This is a genomic window from Streptomyces sp. NPDC054956 (assembly GCF_053609185.1).
Map to the genome: position 1 here is coordinate 1 of NZ_JBSGXB010000163.1, position 16,902 is coordinate 16,902.

Genomic DNA, 16,902 nt, shown 5'->3' on the forward strand with positions numbered 1-16,902 from the left:
GGCTACGACGGAGCGCGGGTATTTCCAGCCCCTCCGGCGTTTGAGGAGCGGGGTCTGGGGCGGAGCCCCAGGGGGTCGGGCGGAGCCCGGGCCCTGACAGGTCAGGGCGGAGCCCTGGGATCGGTGGAAGGGCGGGTAGGGGACGGCCCCGCAGGGCGGCGGACCCCGCGAGGAGAACCGGCGGGGCCGGGCCGCACCCCCGTGTCGGCCCGGACCCGCCGGAGTCAGCGGAGCACGGTCCCGGCCGGGGCCGAGAGAAGCCCCAGGTCCGCGCGGGTCGGCGCCCCCTCCCAGTCCCCCCGCGAGGCCACCGCGAAGGCACCCGCGGTGACCGCCCGGTCCAGCCGGCCGGCCGTGTCGCAGCCGTCCAGCAGCCCCGACAGGTAGCCCGCGACGAACGCGTCGCCCGCGCCGACCGCGTCCACCGCCCGGACCGCCCGCGCGGCAGCGTGCACCGACGAGCCGTCCTCGGCGTACGCCGTCGCCCCGGCCGCGCCGAGCTTGACCACCACCTCGCCGACCCCGAGCGCCATGAGCTCCTTCGCCCGGACCGCCGGATCGTCCGCGCCGCCCGCCGGCAGGCACAGCGGCAGCTCGTCGTCCGAGGCGATGAGCACGTCCACGGACGGCGCCCACTCCCGCATCACCGCCGCCGCCTCCTGCGCATCCCACAGCCGGGACCGGAAGTTGACGTCCAGGCACACCAGCGCCGAGTGCTCGGCGGCCAGCCGCAGCGCCATCACCGCCGCCGACCGGGCCGAACGGGACAGCGCCGGGGTGATCCCCGTCAGGTGCAGGACCTTCGGCGGGGCCGCCGTGAAGGCCCGCTCCAGCGAGCAGGCCTTGAGCCGCGAACCCGCCGACCCCGCGCGGTAGTAGTGCACCCGCGTCAGTTCCGGCAGCCGGGGCTCGGCGAGCATCAGCCCGGTCGGGGCCCCGCCGTCGTCGAGGGTGGCCCCGCCGACGTCGACGCCCTCGGCACGCAGCGTCCGCAGCACCAGCTCGCCGGCCTCGTCCGCCCCGACCGCGCCCGCCCAGCGGACCGCGTGGCCGAGCCGGGCCAGCCCGATCGCGACGTTCGACTCGGCTCCGGCGACCGAGACCTCCATGCTCCCGCCCAGGCGCAGCGGCCCGCTGCCGCGCAGCGCGACCATGGTCTCCCCGAAGGTCAGTACATCGGGAGCGTTGTCCGGCCCGTTCACGCGCAGACCGCCTTGAACTCGGCGGCCCGGCGCCGCAGCGCGTCCAGGTCCCCGCCGTCGGCCGCGTCCCCGATCAGCGGGGAGCCGACGCCGACCGCCACCGCCCCGGAGGACAGGTACTCGGCGGCGGCCGCCGCGTCCACCCCGCCGACCGGTACGAACGGCAGGTCGGGGAAGGGAGCGCGCAGCGCCCGCAGGTACGCCGGTCCGCCGACCGACCCGGGGAACAGCTTCAGCGCCGCGGCCCCCGCCGCGTCTGCCGCCAGGACCTCGGACGGGGTGATGACCCCGGCCAGCACCGGGAGCCCCTGCCGGACGGATTCGTCCACGCCGGCGCCGAGCCCCGGGGTGACCATCAGGTTGGCCCCGGCCCCGGCGGCCCGCTGGGCGTCCTCGGCGGTGAGGACCGTGCCGGCCCCGAGCCAGGCCTCGTCACCGAGCTCCTTGCGGGCCCGGCCGATGACGTCCAGCGCGTCGGTCCCGCTCAGCGAGACCTCGACGAGCGGCACCCCCTCTTCGACGAGGGTCATGACGGTACGGAAGGACGCCTCCGCGTCCTTGCCGCGGACGATGGCGACGAGCCGCTCCTGTCGCAGCGCTGCGCCGAACTCCATGGGAATGCCTGCCTTCTGATGTGTGGGGGGTGGGGGTGCTGCCGGGTGGTGGTGGGGGCTCACCACTCGGCGAAGGAGCCGTCCTCGTGGCGCCACACCGGGTTGCGCCACGCGTGCCCCTTCTTGTCGGCGGCGCGGACCGCCGCCTCGTCCACCTCGACGCCGAGGCCCGGCCGCTCGGTGCGCACGAGCGAGCCCGCGTCGAAGCGGAACGGCTCGGGATCGGTGACGTAGTCGAGGAGTTCGGCGCCCTGGTTGTAGTGGATGCCGATGGACTGTTCCTGGATGAGGAAGTTGGGGGTGGTGAAGGCGACTTGCAGGCCGGCCGCCAGGGCGACGGGCCCCAGCGGGCAGTGCGGCGCGATCTGGGCCCCGTACACCTCGGCGAGCGCGGCGATGCGGCGCAGTTCCGAGATGCCGCCGGCGTGCGAGATGTCGGGCTGCAGGATCGCCACGCCGGCCTGGAGCGGGGCGAGGAACTCCCGGCGGGTGAAGAGGCGTTCACCGAGTGCGATGGGGATGTTGGAGGCGTTCACCAGATCGGGGACGGCCTGCATGTGGTCGGAGAGGACCGGCTCCTCGACGAACATCGGGTGGTAAGGGGCCAGGAGGGGGAGGATCCGGCGGGCGTTGGCGGGGGAGACCCGGCCGTGGAAGTCGAGGCCGAAGTCGCGGTCGTCGCCGAGGACTTCGCGGGCGGTCTCGGCACGCAGCAGGCAGTCGCGCACCTCGGAGCGGGTCGCGAGCGGGCTCATCCGGCCGCATCCGTTCATCTTGACGGCCGTGAAGCCCGCCTCGGTCTGCCGCAGCAGCGCGTCCTCGATCTCGTGCGGCTCGTCGCCGCCGACCCAGGCGTAGGCGCGGATGCGGTCGCGGACCGGGCCGCCGAGGAGCTGGTGCACGGGCTTCCCGTACGCCTTGCCCTTGATGTCCCACAGCGCCTGGTCGAGCCCGGCGACCGCGGAGGACAGGACGGGGCCGCCCCGGTAGAAGCCGCCCTTGGTCATGACCTGCCAGTGGTCCTCGATCCGCATCGGGTCCTGGCCGAGCAGGTACTCGGACAGCACCTCCACGGCCGCGCGCACCGGTTCGGCGCGCCCCTCGACCACGGGCTCGCCCCAACCGACGACTCCCTCGCCGGTCTCGACGCGTACGAACATCCAGCGCGGCGGGGCCATGAACGTCTCGATGCGGGTGATCTTCACTGCGGACGGTGTCCTCTCCTTGTGGGGTGGCAGGAGGGGATCTGATCTGCGGTAGTGCGGTGCTGCTGGGGCGGCGGATGGCGCTGCGGGCGCCGGCCGATGCCCCGGATTCTGCGGGTGCTGCGGGTCCTACGGGTACTGCGGGTCCTACGGGTGGTCGCGCTGGGCCATGTCGAGGAGGTCGAGCACGGCCATGTACGCGCCGTCCGCGTCCCCGGCGCGCACCTGGTCGACCACGGCGCGGTGGATCGCGTGCGGGTGCTCGAAGTCCCCCTTGTGCACCGTGCGATCACGTTCCACGAGGGCCGGGATGATCACCCGGTACATCTGCGTGAAGAACAGGTTGTGCGAGGCGGTCAGCAGCGCCAGGTGGAACGAGGCGTCCGCCCGTACGTGCAGTACGGGGTCGCTGTCGCCCGCCGCCATCGCCGTCAGTGCCGCGTCCAGGGCGGCCAGGTCCTGCTCGGTCGCCCGTACGGCGGCCAGCGCGGCCGCGGCCGGCTCGATCGCGCGGCGCAGCTCGAGCAGGTCCGAGAAGAAGCAGTCGGGCGCCCCGGCCGCGAGCTTCCAGCGCAGGACGTCGGAGTCGAAGAGGTTCCAGTCGGCGCGCGGGCGCACGAAGGTGCCGCGCTTCTGGCGGGCGTCGAGCAGACCCTTGGCCATGAGCACCTTGACGGCCTCGCGGAGCACGGTCTGGCTGACGTCGAGCTCCTCCAGGAGGCGGGGCAGATCGAGCGTGGCGCCCTCGTCGTAGGTGCCGTCGAAGATCCTGCGCGCCAGTTCCTCCACGGCGGCCTTGTGGAGCCCGCGGCCGGCGTACGCGGCTTCGCTGCTCATTCCGTTTCCCTCCTCCGTTCCGGGGCTTTGGTCCCTACTTGACCCCCAGACGAGGTAAAGACTTGCACAAGTAATCGTTAATTAGCAATTATTGCGTCGCGCTACCGGAACGACTGATTCCGGCCGCTCCCCGCTCTCGCGCGCAGCCTCATACGCAGCTCGCGCGCGCGGCTCACGCCTGGCTTTCACACGCCCCCGGAGACACCGATGTCCCTCAGCCACGACTCGGCCGCCGCCACCGCGCGGCCGGGCACCGGCGGCCGGTCCGGCCTGCCGAAGCGCAGGATCGGCAAGTACCGCTTCGCGATCCTCGCCGTGCTCTTCGTCAGCACCGCCATCAACTACCTGGACCGCAGCGTCCTGTCGATCGTGGCGCCGGACGTGGCGAAGGACCTCGGCATCTCGCCCGAGATGATGGGCTGGCTCTTCTCCGGCTTCGCCTGGACCTACGCCCTCGCCCAGATCCCCGGCGGCCGTCTCGTCGACCGGTTCGGCCCCCGCCTCGTCTACGCCTGGGCGCTGATCGGCTGGTCCGTGATGACCGCCCTCGGCTCGCTCGCCAGGAGCTTCGGCTTCCTCTTCGCCAGCCGCATGGGCCTCGGCCTCTTCGAGGCCCCCGCCTTCCCCTGCAACGGGCGCGTGGCCGCCTCCTGGTTCCCGCGCGCCGAACGCGGCCGGGCCGTCGCCGTGTACACGTCCGGCCAGTTCATCGGCCTCGGCGTCGCCTTCCCGCTGATCGCCTGGATGGCCGCGGCCCTCGGCTGGCGCCACGTGTTCTGGATCCTGGGCGGCATGGGCATCGCCTGGGCGCTGGTGTGGATGAAGGTCATCCGCGACCGTCCCGAGCAGCACCCCGGGGTCCGCGAGAACGAGCTCGTCCACATCACCGACGACGAGACCTCGGCCGACGGCTCCGCCCGGGCGCGCGAGAAGGGCGCCTTCCGCCGGGACATGGGCTTCCTGCTGCGCCAGCGGCGCATCTGGGGCGTCTTCCTCGGCCAGTTCGCCATCGCCTCGACGCTGTACTTCTTCCTGACCTGGTTCCCGACGTACCTCACCGACGAGCGCGGCCTCAGCCTCGACAAGGGCGGCCTGACCGGCGCCCTGCCCTTCGTCGCCGCCCTCGTGGGCGTGCTGTGCGGAGGCAGCTGGTCGGACTGGATGGTCAAGCGGGGGATGTCGGCGTCCTTCGCCCGCAAGACCCCGATCGTCACCGGCCTGGGGCTGGCCGGAGTGATCGTCGCCGCCAACTACGTCACCTCGAACGCCGCGATGATCGCCATCATGTGCGTGGCCTTCTTCGCGAACGGCCTCGCGTCGTTCTCCTGGGTCCTGGTCACCGAGATCGCCCCGCAGCGCATGCTCGGCGTGGCGGGCGGCGTCTTCAACGTCTTCGGCAACCTCGCCGGCATCGTCGTCCCGATCGTCATCGGCTACATGATCGGCGGCGGCGACGGTTCCTTCGCCCTGCCGCTGATGCTGATCGGCGGCATCACGATCGGCGGGGCCCTGTCCTTCCTCTTCCTGGTGGACAAGGTCGAACGCATCGAGGCGTAGCCCCGACGGGGCCGGGGCGTGGTGCCCCTAGGGCGTGTCTTTCGGATCAGGCCGGGCCCGCGGGGTGAGCGTGCCGCCCGGTGATCATCGCCCGCTGCTCCCGAGCCGCCTGCTCGGGGTGGCGGGCGCGCCAGTACGGATTGTCGTGCGGCAGGGCACTGCCCACCCGCCCGTACATCCCGAACCACATCAGCATCACGCCCACCACGAAGCTGAACAGGACGTTGGGGATGTGGAAGGCCAGGAAGTTCATCTTCGTGTCGAGCAGCGCGAGGTTGACGAACCCGCTCGCGATGAAGAGCAGACCGAGCACGATGTTGAGCGTCGAGGCGAAGCTGCCCCCGATCACCATCCCGGCGAACAGCAGCGCGCCGATGCAGATCGACAGGACGCTCAGGGCGCCGTTGGTGTTCAGGGCGAGCACGGTGTCCCCGCCGGTGTCGAAGAACCCGATCCGGTCGATGAGCCCGAGGATGCCGAAGGCGACCAGCAGCAGCCCGGTCAGACCGGCGCCGACCCGGTAGACCTTGCTGAGCTTGTGGTCGGCGGGGAGGTGCTCGTCGAGCCGGGCGTTGACCGGGCGCATGATCCGCCGCAGCAGCCCGAGGGAGTCCTGCTGCTGCCCGTGCGACGGATAGGGCTCATGGGCTACGAAGGGCGCGTAGTTCTCGTGCTCCTCGTGACACCCGTAGAGCGCATGAGCCGCATAGGGCTCGTGCGGCGCCGGGGTCGCCTGGGATGCGCGGGACGTACGAGGCCTGTGGGAAGTGTGGGCAGACATACCGCCCTCCTCTACTCCGTTCCTGGCCCCTCCAGCATCCGCCGATGCCCACCCGTGGACAAGCGGGGGCACGGGCGGCTCCGGCGGGGGTGCGGCGGCTCCGGCCGGGGCCCGGGCCGAGGACTCCGGCTCCGGGATCGGACAGGACGGTTCCGGCTCCGGCCGATCCCCAGCCCTGCCGATCCCCAGCCCGGTCGGCTCCGCTCCGCCTCAGCCGTGCCCGCGCTCGGTCCGGATGTCCGACACCACCCGGTGCGCGGCCGACCGTACGGACTCCATCTCCAGCAGGAAGGCCCAGTAGTCGGGGTGGCGGTCCTCCAGCGCGGCCAGCGCCCGGTCCACCCGGGCCACGGCCTCGTCCAACGGGCGCGCGTGCCGCGCCTCGGGCACCGTGCGGCCCTCCATCGCCAGGCGCTGCGCGTCCCGGATCGCGAACCGCGTCCGCTGCACCTCGCCCTGCGGGTCCCGCGCCACCGCTTCCAGCCGCGTCAGCCGGTCCTGGGCCGCCGACACCGCCTCGTCGGTCGAGTCCAGCGCGACCCGTACCGCCTCCACCAGCGCCGCCACGTCCGCCCAGCGCTGCTCGTCGCGCGCCCGGCCGGCCTCCGCGAGCCGGTCCTCGGCCCGCGCGACATCCCGTACCGCCTGCTCCGGAACCTGCTGGAGGTCCTGCCAGCAGGCCGCGCTGAAACGCCGGCGCAGCTCGCTCAGGACCGGGTCCACCCGGTCCGCCCGATTGCGCAGCGCCTGCGCCCGGGTCCGCAGACTCACCAGCCGCCGGTCGATCTCCGCCGCCCGCTCCGGGAGCCGCGCGGCCTCCGCCCGTATGGCCTCGGCGTCGCGCAGGATCCGGTCCGCGCGCTGCACGGTCTCCTGCACACCGTGCTGCGCGGCACCCTGGTTCAGCTTGGTCAGCTCCGGCCCCAGCGCCGCGAGCCGGGCGGCCAGGTCGTCGGCCCGCATCCCCTTGCCGCGTACGTCGTCCAGCGCCGTGCTCGCCGCGAGCAGCGCGGCCCTGGCCCGCTCCCGGGCCGGCGCCACCCGGGCCAGCTGCGTCTCGGCCTTGTCCAGCAGCGGCTGCAGCCCCTGCGCGAACCGGTCGAGCTCGCCCTTGACCCGTACCAGCTCGTCCTTGGCCCGCGTCAGCTCCTCCCGGGCCCGCGTCGCGACCGACGCCTCGAGCTCCACCCGATCCAGGTCATGCGCGTCGACGGCCTCGATGTAGACATGGCTCACCTGGTCGATCCGCTGCCCGAGCGCGACGAAACCCTCACCCACCCGTCGCGCCTCCGGCGAGCCGTCCGCGGCCGCGATGGTCTCGATCGAGATCCGCAGATCCCGCTGAGCGGTGTCCAGCTCGTAGAACGCGGCCGCCGCGGCATCCTTGGCCGCCTGCGCGTCCGCCCGCCGACTCTCGTCCCGCCCGCCGCCGAACCACCGCCGGGATGCCGTCGTCACAATCCCTCTCCCGTACCGCGTCCGCAATGCCCCTGCCCCGGACCATTCTCCCTCACGGGAACGGGTTTGCGTGGGGGGTACGGCCTGCATGTAGGCTGTCCACTCATCCACGGGTGCGTAGCTCAGGGGTAGAGCGCTGCTCTTACAAAGCAGATGTCGGCGGTTCGAAACCGTCCGCGCCCACCAGCACAAAGGCCCCCCGCCGATCATGGCGGGGGGCCTTTGACGTCTACATCTGACAACAACGTTCGTGGTCATCCGGGCTCCGGGCTCTGGGGCCTGCTCGGCTGATCATGACGAGCGCCAGGGCTGCGATTCCGTCGAAAGGCGAACGGTGGAGGACGTTTTCGACACGACGGGCAGACCGTCGATGGGATGGATGCACGCCGTCTTTCACGGTGGCCCGTACGGAGAGGACGGAGGCCGCTGCATTCCCGGTCCTCCCGCGCCAAACATACTCACGGTGCCGCCGGCGGAGGGAGACGTCCACTGGACGGTCGGGGCGTGGGCCAGCAGCGGAGGGGGCTTGGGCCGGTCAGGCTTGTCGCGCTGGTCCACGGATACCTGGCGAGGTGCGGCCGATCAGCCGAGCTGGCGAACGGCACTTGACGGACCCGCGCCCGGGAACGGCTCCTGACCAGCTGGTCCGTATGACTCACGGCCTCCCGCTGCGTGTCCTGGACGTAGACCGGCAGTGCCACTTGAAGGGGCTCCGGGTCTCTGATCCGGCACACGCTTGAGACAGGGCCACCGGAGCCGTGTGCCCGCCGTGCCTCCGTCCGCGCCATCTGCGCCTCCCGGATGGCCGTCGTGGGCGAGACCATCCCGGGGTCCGGTAGTCGCAGCAGGCACGTGGCGGTCAGGTGACGCAGCCGAAGTGTGGGGCGCAGACGGCCAAAGGGCGGCCGTGTACCAAGCCCGCGATCATGAACAGCTCTCGGTGTCAGTTACATCAGGGGGGCTGGTCGGGCTACGGAGTGGCGCAGCGGAAGAAGAAGGAAGCCGAAGCGAAGATGCGGAGGCTTCGGAAGAAGAAGTGAGCTGGTGGGCCGGGCGCAGGTTCATCGCGTGGGTTTCGGGGTTCAGCATCGCCGCCGGTGCGGTGACCTTGCTGGCCTTCTTCGGAGTCAAGGGGTGCGGAGCCGAGCCGCGTTCGCTGGGGGCCGGCCTGGGGTGGGGGAGCAAGAGCCGGAGTCGGGTGGGCCGACGGAGTCTCCCCGTCCTTGGTGGACTTGGCGTCGGCGGCTTCGGTGTCAGGAAGCTGTTCGTACGGGGCTTGGGGAGATGCCTGCCTGGTGGAGTGGCCGAGGTGGATAGTGGAGGTATGTGCCGATCGATTAAGACGCTGCGTCCGCCCGCCATCCCGGAGAAGGCGACCGAGGAGGAGATTCGGGCCGCCGCGCTGCAGTACGTACGGAAGGTGTCCGGGTTCAGGGCGCCGGCCGCGCACAACCAGGAGGTGTTCGCCGCCGCCGTCGACGCGATCGCGGAGGCGACCCGGGATCTGCTGGACGGGATCCAGGTCAGGGGCGCGGCTGCGGCCGGACAGGCTGCCGCCGGTTAGGTCGCCCGGTTAGGTCGCCCGGTTGGGTCGCCTGGTCGGGTCGCCTGGTTGGTGGTCGGGCTGGGTGGCTGCCGGGGGCAGGTAGGCGGCTAGCCGTCGGGTGGTTGCCGGTCGGGCCGTCTGGGTGGGTCGTCTCGTTCGGTCGTCCGGTCCGGACGTCTCGTCGGGCTGCCGTGTGTGGCCGGTGGTGCTCCGGCCGGGCCCGTCAGGCTGCTGCCGGGACTGCGTCCTCCTCCAGGGGGACCACCGCCACCGGGCAGCCTGTGTGCAGCAGTACCGCGTTCGTGACCGAGCCCAGGCGCGGGGAGAGCGGGCGCTTGCGGTGGCGGCCTATGACGATCAGGTCCGCGGCCTGGGAGGCGGCGACCAGGTGGCCGGCCGCGTCGCCGGGCGCCGAGACCTGCTCGACCGGCACCTCCGGGAACCGCTCCGCGTGCGGACGGATGTGCGCTGCCGCCAGGGCGGCGACCTCGTGGGCGCCGGCCGTCTCCTCCGTCGCGGCGGTGCCGATGGCGCCCGCGGCCGTGAAGGTCCGGCCGGGCCAGGCGTGTGCGACGACGACCTGGAGGCGGGCGCCGCGTCGGGCCGCCTCGCGGAAGGCGAAGTGGGTCGTGCTGTCGTCGGGGGCCGCGCTGTTGAGGCCGAGTACGACCTGCCCGTACGGGTCGTGCGCGGGCGGGTCGGCGCGCGGGACGACCACCACGGGGCAGGCGGCACGGCCGGCGCAGGCCAGGCCGTTCGAGCCGAGGAGGAGGCTGGCGAAGCCGCCGCGGCCGCGCGAGCCGAGGACCATCAGCTGGGCGTCCTCGCCGAGGCCGGGGAGCACGTTGTCGGGGGCGCCGGGGTGGGAGGCGTACTCGATCGCGGGGAGTCCGGTGCGGCCGTCGAGGGCCTCGCGGACCCGGATGAGTACCGGGTCGTCGTCCTGGCCCGGCTCGTCGAAGGCGCCGGACAGCGCCGAGCCGATCGAGTCCATGTAGAGGCGGGCGTGCACGATGCGCAGGGGTGCCCCGGCCATCAGGGCTTGGGAGATGGCCCATTCCAGGGCGCGGTTGGAGTTCGCGGAACCGTCCACGGCGGCGATCACGGGGCGCGGGCTCTGGTCCATGGCGGGCTCCTTGGGAGGCAGCGGTGCGTGGACCCAGCCTTGCGGGGGCGGGCGCCGGGCGGGAGTGGGGAAAGTCCCGATCGGGTCGGGACCATCGGCCACTCCCGTGACGTCCGGTGGTGTGTGGGTGTGGGGCGCGCACGCCGTACGGGGCTTGCGGGCCGTACGGGGTGCGCAGGCGGTACGCGGTACCGGAGTGCGGGCCCTTACGAGGCGTGGCCCGTGCGGCGCCGCAGGAACCATGCGGTGGCTCCCAGCGCGGCGGCGACCAGGCCCCCGCCGACGGCGATCTGGCCGGGGCTCATGGAATCGACGCTGCCGCCGAGCCCGCCGCGGGCCGCGCCCGGGGTGATGTTCAGCGCGACGGTGACGCGCTCGCCGCCGGGGCCTCCGCACTCGAAGGTGACGGGATGCGAACCGGCGCTGATGTTGCGGGATGTAGTGGCCGAGCCGAAGAGGTTGGTGGCCTCCGCGTTGCCCGGGGTCAGCCATACGTCGCCGAAGGCGCGCGAGGAAGCCTTGCCCGTCCGGGTGCCGCAGCCGGTGACGTTGAGGCTGACCCGGCCGCCCGGGGCGACGTTGGTCGGGGACACGCTGCCGGAGGGCTGGGCCTGCGCGAGCGTCGCTGGAGCGGCGGCGGCGATGGCCACGGCCGCGGCGGCGACGGCCAGCGAGCGGGGGAGACGCGGACGGGTGCGGGGGCGGCGGGGGGTGGCGGGCATGGAGAGGACTCCTCGGGCTCCGGGAACAGCGCGGCGCGGATTCGGGTGCGCACCACATGCTCTGGACGCTAGGAGCCCTGCGCTGACGCGGCGATCGCTGCCGGGTGAACGGGTGAGCCACTGCTCCGCCCGGGGGAGGCGGAGGAGGGGGAGGCGTGGGGCGCGCGGGGTGCGGGCCGGGTGGGGCGAGGACCTGGGCGCGGCGTACTGGCCGGGGTGAGGTGGGGCGCGGGTCAGAGGGGCGTGGGGACGCCAGGGCCGGGGGTGTGGTGCGGGCTGCCGGGGTCGGCGCGGGGCGGCGGGCTTGGCGGAGGCGCCCGACAAGGAGAGCGCCGCGCGTACGTCGGCGGTCGGGCCGGACGGGAGCCGGCGGCGTGGCGTGCGGGTGCAGCCGGGGTGGCGTGGGGGCGTGTGCCGCGGGCCTGCACCGTGTGCAGGCGAGCCGAGCTCGGGGGAGGTGCTGGGCCGGGGCTGCGCCGGGCGCAGGCCGGACCGCGTGGTGGCGCGGGCGGCGGGACGTGCAGGCATGCGGGCCGGAGTGGGGTGCCGGTGCAGCCGGGGGGCAGGCATGGCTGGGTCGGCGTGTGAGGTGGCCCGGCGTGCGGCCGACAAGCTTGGCGAAGCTCAGGGAGGGGAGCGCCGTGCACCCGGGGAGTGGGCCGGATCGCGTGGTGGCGTCGGCGGTGTGGCGTGCGGGCGCGCGCAGGAGTGGGTGCGGGTGCAGCTGGGGTGGTTTGCAGGCGTGCGGGGCGGGCCTGCGCGGCGTGTGGGCTCGCCATCTTGGGGAACGCGCTGGGGGCCGGGAGAGCGCCGTGCGTAGGCCAGCGAGCCCGTCGGCGGACGGGGAGGCGGCGTCTTGTGCGGGCGCGTGGACCGGGGTGGCGTGCGCAGGCCGGCGGGCGGGCCCGACCGGCGGTGGTGTTGGCGGTGTCGCGTGTGAGCTTGCGAGCCGGGGTGGCGTGCAGGCGTCCGGGTCTGAGTAGGTGGGCGTCGGCTTGGCGTGCGGGGCGCCGAGTTGGCGGAGGTGTGGGTACGGAGTGCGCCGTGCTTAGGTCGGCGAGTCTGCCGGACCGCGTGGTGGTATGAGCGGGGTGGGTGTGCGCGCCGGGGTGGTGGGCCGGCGGGTGGGGTCAGGTTGCTGGGGTTGGGGTGGGGCGGCGGACCACGAAGGCGGCCAGGGCGCCGGCCGCGAAGAGGGCGATTACCGAGACGGCGGTGCCGAGCCAGGTGGTGCCGAGCCACTGGGTTCCGAAGTAGCCGAGGGCCACGCTGTACCCCGCCCAGGCGATGGCGGCCAGGACCGACCAGGGCAGGAACTCCTTGACCTTGCGGTGGGTCTTGCCCGCGCCCAGCGAGACCACGGAGCGGCCGGCCGGGGCGAAACGGGCGACCACGACCAGTGCGCCGCCGCCGCGCGCGAGGGCGGTGCCGAGGCGTTCGTGCGCGCGGGTGAGCCGACGTGAGCGGGCGATGGCCCGGTCGAGACGGGCCCCGCCGCGCCAGGCCAGCCGGTACGCGGCCATGTCACCCAGCACGGAGGCGGTGACGGCCGTCACCAGCAGCGCCAGGATGTCGGGCACCTGGTCTTGCACGGGCACCGGCGCGGTCGCTCCGGCGGCGGCTGCCGCGGCCGCTGCCGCGGTGACCACCAGGACCCCGCTCGGCAGGACCGGCAGGAAGACGTCGAGCAGGATGGACAGCGCCACCACGGCGTAGATCCATGGGCTCGAAGTCAGAGAGCCCAGACTCTCAAGCAAAGCGGGACTCCCCGGTCCGGTTGACGTGCTTCGGCGTGAAGCGCCGCAACGTCGCGGGGGAGCGGCAGGGGCGGCTGACAGCGGAACAGCGTACGCCGGGTGTCCACGGACCGGACGCCCGGGGGGTGATCAGGTGTGATGGCGTGTCCCCGCTGCCCCGCTGCCCCGCTGCCCCGCTGCCCCGCTGCCCCGCTGCCCCGCTGCCCCGCTGCCCCGCTGCCCCGCTGCCCCGCTGGCGGCGTGGGTGTGCTGGTGTGGGGTTCGGGCTGCGTCTTGTCGTTGGACTCTTCCTGTCGTTCTAGTCCGGGGGCGTGAGGTCCCGGTCCAGGGCCGTCACCAGGCGGGGGCCCTTGCGGGCCTGGTCCAGGCGGAGTCGCGCGGAGCGGCCCGAGAGTGCGAGGGTCATGAGCTGGTTGCCGAACCACGGGCCGCCCGTACGCCGCCAGCTCAGTGGGGGCCGGCCCGTCCGGCCGTGCCGGGAGAACCCCCGGCCCAGCCATCGGCCCAGCCGCGACCAGCCGAGCCGGAAGCCCCACTTCACCGCCGTGTGGATGGAGTTGTGGACCGGCGAGCAGGTCAGCTGGAACACCCGCGCGGTGCTGGGTATTCGGGGCTCGGCCACGTACGCGTGATGCACGTCCCCCGACAGCACGCACACCGTCGCCGGAGCCCGGGGTCCGGTGCCCACCTCCTCGATCAGGTCGCTGAGCGCCGCGAACGAGGCCGGGAAGGCAGCCCAGTGCTCCAGATCGCTGCGCCGCCGCAGGTCCTCCCCGATCCTGGCCCAGCGGGGACCCCGCTCCCCCCGGCACAGAGCGGCGTTCCACACCTCCGCGTCGTGGACGAGCGGAGGCATCAGCCAGGGCAGGGACGACCCGATGAGGAGGTGGTCGTAACTTCCGTGGCCGGCCAGGGCGTTGTCGCGCAGCCACTGCTGTTCCGCCGGGTCCAGCATGGCCCGCCCGTCCTCGTCGAGGACTCGGGCGGCCCGGGTGTCCACCACCAGCAGCCGGGACCGGCCGAAGTCGCGGCGGTAGCTCCAGCGGACCGTGGCCGGGTCGGCGTCCGCCGAGGCGGCGAAGGCCCGTAGGACGTCGGTGCCGTCGGGGGTTTCGCGGACCGCGCCGTACAGTGCGTCGGCCGCGAGCTCGGCGGGGGAGAGGTTGCCGAGGTGCTGGTACACCCAGTACGACATCAGCCCGCTGAGCACCCGCTCCTGCCACCACGGAGTGGCGCGCATCTCGGCCAGCCACGCGGCGCTGGTGTTCCAGTCGTCGATGACGTCGTGGTCGTCGAATATGTGCAGGCTCGGGACGGTGGAGAGGAGCCAGCGGATCTCCGGGTCGAGCCAGGACTCGTAGTAGAGCCGGGTGTACTCCTCGAAGTCCGCGACCTGGGCGCCCGGAGCCTCGCGCAGGTCCCGCCGGGCCGCCAGCCACTGGCGGGTGGCCCGGGACAGGTGGTCCGCGTACACCTGGTCGCCGAGCAGGAGCAGGACGTCGGGCCGCACCGCCTCGGGGTCGACGGCCAGTTGCGCGGCGAGGGTGTCGAGCGCGTCGGCTCCGTGAGGTCCGCGCCGGTCGGCCGGCGGGGCGGCCTGGCGGCAGGAGCCGAAGGTGAGGCGGAGGGTGGGGTGGGGGTTGGGGTGGGGGGTGGGAGTGGGCGTGGGGCTCTGGGGGGAGTGGGCCGTGCGTTGTGCCCTTGCGGTGGGGGGCGTGGTGATGGTGCTCGGCGGGAAGTGGGTGTCGGGCAGCGGCCAGACGCGGACGCCGTCGAGCAGTACCTCGTACGCCGTGGTGGAGTCGGGAGTCAGGCCCGTGACGGGGACCAGGGCGTAGTGGTGGCCGGCGACCTGGAAGGTGCGGACACTGCCCCCGGCGCCGTCCGCGCAGCGCACCTCGGCGGTGCACGGGCGGTCCGCCTCGATCCAGATCGTGGCGGAGTCGCCCGTGTCCCAGTCGACGTAACGCAGCAGTGGTCCCAGACGCATTGCGGTCATGCAACTCCCCCTCCTTCGTCCTGTCTTGCCCCTGTGATCACGTTACGACGGGGAGGGGGAGGTCCACCTCCCCCTGGCGGGGGAAAGATCCTTGGCCAGGGGTGGGGGTCGGGTCCGGTGAGGGGCAGGGAGTAGCGGGGCGGGAGGGGGCTGGGTGAGTTGGGGTGTGGGGTTTTCGCGTGTGCGGAGTCGCCGTCAGCAGGCGTTCAGGATGTTGAGCAGGGCCGTCTTTTCCGTGGAGTCCATGCTCAGGTTCCAGTACTGCTTCACGTCGACCCACATGCGCGCGTACGTACAGCGGTAGGCGGTCCGCGGCGGCAGCCACTTGCCGGGGTCGAGGTCGCCCTTGGCCTGGTTGACGTTGTCGGTGACCGCTATGAGCTGGGGGCGCGTGAGGTCGTTGGCGAACTGCTGGCGCTTGCTGGTGGTCCAGGAGCTGGCTCCGGAGCGCCAGGCCTCGGCGAGCGCGACGACGTGGTCGATGTCGAGGTCGGAGGCGGCGGTCCAGGTGGCGCCGTCGTACTCGGAGTACCAGCTGCCGCTGACGGCCGCGCAGGCGGAGTCCTGGACGACGCCGGAGCCGTCGCGCTTGAGGACGGTTTCGCGGGTGTTGCAGGTGCCGGAGACGGTGCTCCAGTGGGGGAAGAGGTCGCGGCTGTATCCGCTGGTGGAGCCCTCGGCCTTCGGGGTGACCGTGGCGAGGTAGGAGCGGGCGGCCGCGGCGCTGATGGGGGCGGGCGGGGAGGCCGCGGCGGTGGGGGCGGTGAGGAGGGTCGCGAGGGCGGCTGCCGCCAAGGATGAGGCGAACATGCCAATTCGACGCGCGTAGATGTTGGGCACGGGGGCTCCTCGGTGGGGGTGGAGTGCTGCGGGGCGGTGTCATGGTGTCCGCGCCGGGTTTCCTGGGGATGGGCGCCAGGTGACAGTGTGAAGACATGGGCATGTCATGGCGAGGTCTGTAACGCACCCTGGGGGATTTGGGAGTTGGGGTTCCGGTTGGGGGGTGCCCGTTGGGATTCCGGTTGGGGGGCCGGATTCCGGTGATTCGCGGGTTCCGGGGGCGGTCCGGGTGGGGTTCCGCTCGGGGGTGTCCGGAGTGGGATCAAAGGCCTGTTTTGGTAGGTGGGGGGCGTCGCGTACGCTGGAAGAGCAGAAGGGGAGTAGCTCTTCGCCGGACCGTCGACATACTGCTGGGTCACACCAGCCGGCGCCCGGAGGCAGACCGCGTGTACGTGTGCGCCCGGTCGGCCAGCGAGACCTTCGGCCGCAGTGTCCTGCGCGTATGTGCGTGTACGTATCTCAGGGCGCCGCCGAGCCGAAGCGACCCCTGATCCACGCAAGGTCTCTCGGTACCGATGGCGTCCTGCCCGACCGATTGAGGTTCCACCCCGTGTTCAGCTTCACCGTGACGGCGATCGCCTTCGGCGTCGTCTTCCTCGCCGAGCTCCCCGACAAAACGGCCCTGGCGGGTCTGATGCTCGGCACCCGCTACCGCGCCTCGTACGTCTTCGCGGGTGTCGCCGCCGCCTTCGCCGTGCACGTGGCCCTCGCCATCGCGGCCGGCAGCGTGCTCACGCTCCTTCCGCACCGGCTGGTGCAGGCCGTCGTGGGCGTGCTGTTCCTGGCGGGCGCGGCGATGCTCCTCCTGAAGAAGAGCGACGGGGAGGAAGAGGTCAAGCCGCCTGCCGACCAGTCCTTCTGGAAGGTCTCGGGGGCGGGCTTCATGCTGATCCTGGTCGCCGAGTTCGGTGACCTCACGCAGATCATGACCGCGAATCTCGCCGCTCGGTACGACGACCCCGTCTCGGTCGGCATCGGAGCGGTGCTCGCCCTGTGGGCCGTGGCGGGGATCGGGATCCTGGGCGGGCGGACGCTGATGAAGTACGTGCCGCTGAGCCTGATCACCAAGGTTGCGGCGGGGGTGATGGGGGCGCTGGCGGTGTTCTCGCTTTATGAGGCGGTTGTGGGGTAGGGGGCGCGGAGTTGGGTGCGCCTGGGGGCGGGGTGGGGTGGGGTTGTGGCAGGGGTGGGGCGGGGCCGTGGCGGGGCCCTGGTGGGGCCGTGGTTTGGCGGTACGGGCTTGTGCAGGGGCGGGGCT

15 protein-coding genes and 1 tRNA gene are annotated in these 16,902 nt (G+C 72.9%); 5 read left to right on the forward strand and 11 right to left on the reverse strand.

Translation table 11 applies throughout. The annotated features are described in order from the left end of the window. Positions 1-224 precede the first annotated feature (224 nt). The 4 genes from ACWGDE_RS23675 to ACWGDE_RS23690 all read right to left on the reverse strand — a co-directional run bounded on the left by ACWGDE_RS23675 (position 225) and on the right by ACWGDE_RS23690 (position 3,858). The gene (locus ACWGDE_RS23675) at positions 225-1,154 is read right to left on the reverse strand and encodes a sugar kinase (protein WP_453391019.1); all 930 of its coding nucleotides are present in this window, start codon (positions 1,152-1,154) and stop codon (positions 225-227) included. 44 nt (positions 1,155-1,198) lie between these two features. Further along, a complete protein-coding gene (locus ACWGDE_RS23680) occupies positions 1,199-1,816 on the reverse strand; it encodes a bifunctional 4-hydroxy-2-oxoglutarate aldolase/2-dehydro-3-deoxy-phosphogluconate aldolase (protein WP_453391006.1) in 618 nt (205 codons plus the stop codon). Between the two features lie 59 nt (positions 1,817-1,875). Next, on the reverse strand, positions 1,876-3,021 hold the full coding sequence (gene dgoD / locus ACWGDE_RS23685; protein WP_453391007.1) for a galactonate dehydratase: 1,146 nt from the start codon (positions 3,019-3,021) through the stop codon (positions 1,876-1,878). Positions 3,022-3,168: 147 nt separating this feature from the next. Then, positions 3,169-3,858 carry a FadR/GntR family transcriptional regulator gene (locus ACWGDE_RS23690; protein ID WP_453391008.1) on the reverse strand — a complete coding sequence of 230 codons (690 nt, stop codon included), beginning with the start codon at positions 3,856-3,858 and terminating at the stop codon, positions 3,169-3,171. A 207-nt stretch (positions 3,859-4,065) separates the two neighbouring features. Between ACWGDE_RS23690 and ACWGDE_RS23695 the strand changes: the two genes are divergently transcribed. Next, on the forward strand, positions 4,066-5,415 hold the full coding sequence (locus tag ACWGDE_RS23695; protein ID WP_453391009.1) for an MFS transporter: 1,350 nt from the start codon (positions 4,066-4,068) through the stop codon (positions 5,413-5,415). Positions 5,416-5,461: 46 nt separating this feature from the next. Here ACWGDE_RS23695 and ACWGDE_RS23700 read toward each other — a convergent pair whose 3' ends face one another. Together ACWGDE_RS23700 and ACWGDE_RS23705 are read right to left on the reverse strand one after the other, a co-directional pair. Continuing rightward, positions 5,462-6,001, reverse strand: coding sequence for a DUF4383 domain-containing protein (locus tag ACWGDE_RS23700; protein WP_453391020.1), 540 nt, complete (start codon positions 5,999-6,001; stop codon positions 5,462-5,464). Between the two features lie 405 nt (positions 6,002-6,406). Next, positions 6,407-7,654: a hypothetical protein gene (locus tag ACWGDE_RS23705; RefSeq protein WP_453391010.1), complete on the reverse strand. Its 1,248-nt coding sequence runs from the start codon at positions 7,652-7,654 to the stop codon at positions 6,407-6,409. A 111-nt stretch (positions 7,655-7,765) separates the two neighbouring features. On the opposite strand from ACWGDE_RS23705, the gene ACWGDE_RS23710 reads away from it, so the two are divergent. The 3 genes from ACWGDE_RS23710 to ACWGDE_RS23720 all read left to right on the forward strand — a co-directional run bounded on the left by ACWGDE_RS23710 (position 7,766) and on the right by ACWGDE_RS23720 (position 9,218). Then, positions 7,766-7,840: transfer RNA gene (locus tag ACWGDE_RS23710), tRNA-Val, on the forward strand. Positions 7,841-8,517: 677 nt separating this feature from the next. Next, positions 8,518-8,694: an HGGxSTG domain-containing protein gene (locus tag ACWGDE_RS23715; protein ID WP_453391011.1), complete on the forward strand. Its 177-nt coding sequence runs from the start codon at positions 8,518-8,520 to the stop codon at positions 8,692-8,694. Positions 8,695-8,978: 284 nt separating this feature from the next. Continuing rightward, positions 8,979-9,218 (forward strand): DUF2277 domain-containing protein, encoded by a 240-nt coding sequence (locus tag ACWGDE_RS23720; RefSeq protein ID WP_453391012.1) that lies wholly within the window; start codon positions 8,979-8,981, stop codon positions 9,216-9,218. A gap of 205 nt (positions 9,219-9,423) precedes the next feature. Here the strand turns inward: ACWGDE_RS23720 and ACWGDE_RS23725 are convergent, their stop codons facing one another. From ACWGDE_RS23725 to ACWGDE_RS23745, 5 genes are all read right to left on the reverse strand, one after another. Further along, positions 9,424-10,326: a universal stress protein gene (locus ACWGDE_RS23725; RefSeq protein WP_453391013.1), complete on the reverse strand. Its 903-nt coding sequence runs from the start codon at positions 10,324-10,326 to the stop codon at positions 9,424-9,426. Positions 10,327-10,532: 206 nt separating this feature from the next. After that, positions 10,533-11,048, reverse strand: coding sequence for a hypothetical protein (locus tag ACWGDE_RS23730; protein ID WP_453391014.1), 516 nt, complete (start codon positions 11,046-11,048; stop codon positions 10,533-10,535). 1,130 nt (positions 11,049-12,178) lie between these two features. Then, positions 12,179-12,805, reverse strand: coding sequence for a DedA family protein (locus ACWGDE_RS23735; protein WP_453391015.1), 627 nt, complete (start codon positions 12,803-12,805; stop codon positions 12,179-12,181). 298 nt (positions 12,806-13,103) lie between these two features. Beyond that, positions 13,104-14,804 carry an alkaline phosphatase D family protein gene (locus tag ACWGDE_RS23740; RefSeq protein ID WP_453391016.1) on the reverse strand — a complete coding sequence of 567 codons (1,701 nt, stop codon included), beginning with the start codon at positions 14,802-14,804 and terminating at the stop codon, positions 13,104-13,106. 195 nt (positions 14,805-14,999) lie between these two features. Further along, on the reverse strand, positions 15,000-15,644 hold the full coding sequence (locus ACWGDE_RS23745; protein WP_453391017.1) for an HNH endonuclease family protein: 645 nt from the start codon (positions 15,642-15,644) through the stop codon (positions 15,000-15,002). A 550-nt stretch (positions 15,645-16,194) separates the two neighbouring features. Here ACWGDE_RS23745 and ACWGDE_RS23750 point away from each other — a divergent pair. Continuing rightward, complete coding sequence (locus ACWGDE_RS23750) at positions 16,195-16,776, forward strand: TMEM165/GDT1 family protein (protein ID WP_453391018.1); 582 nt, start codon at positions 16,195-16,197, stop codon at positions 16,774-16,776. Positions 16,777-16,902: the final 126 nt, after the last annotated feature.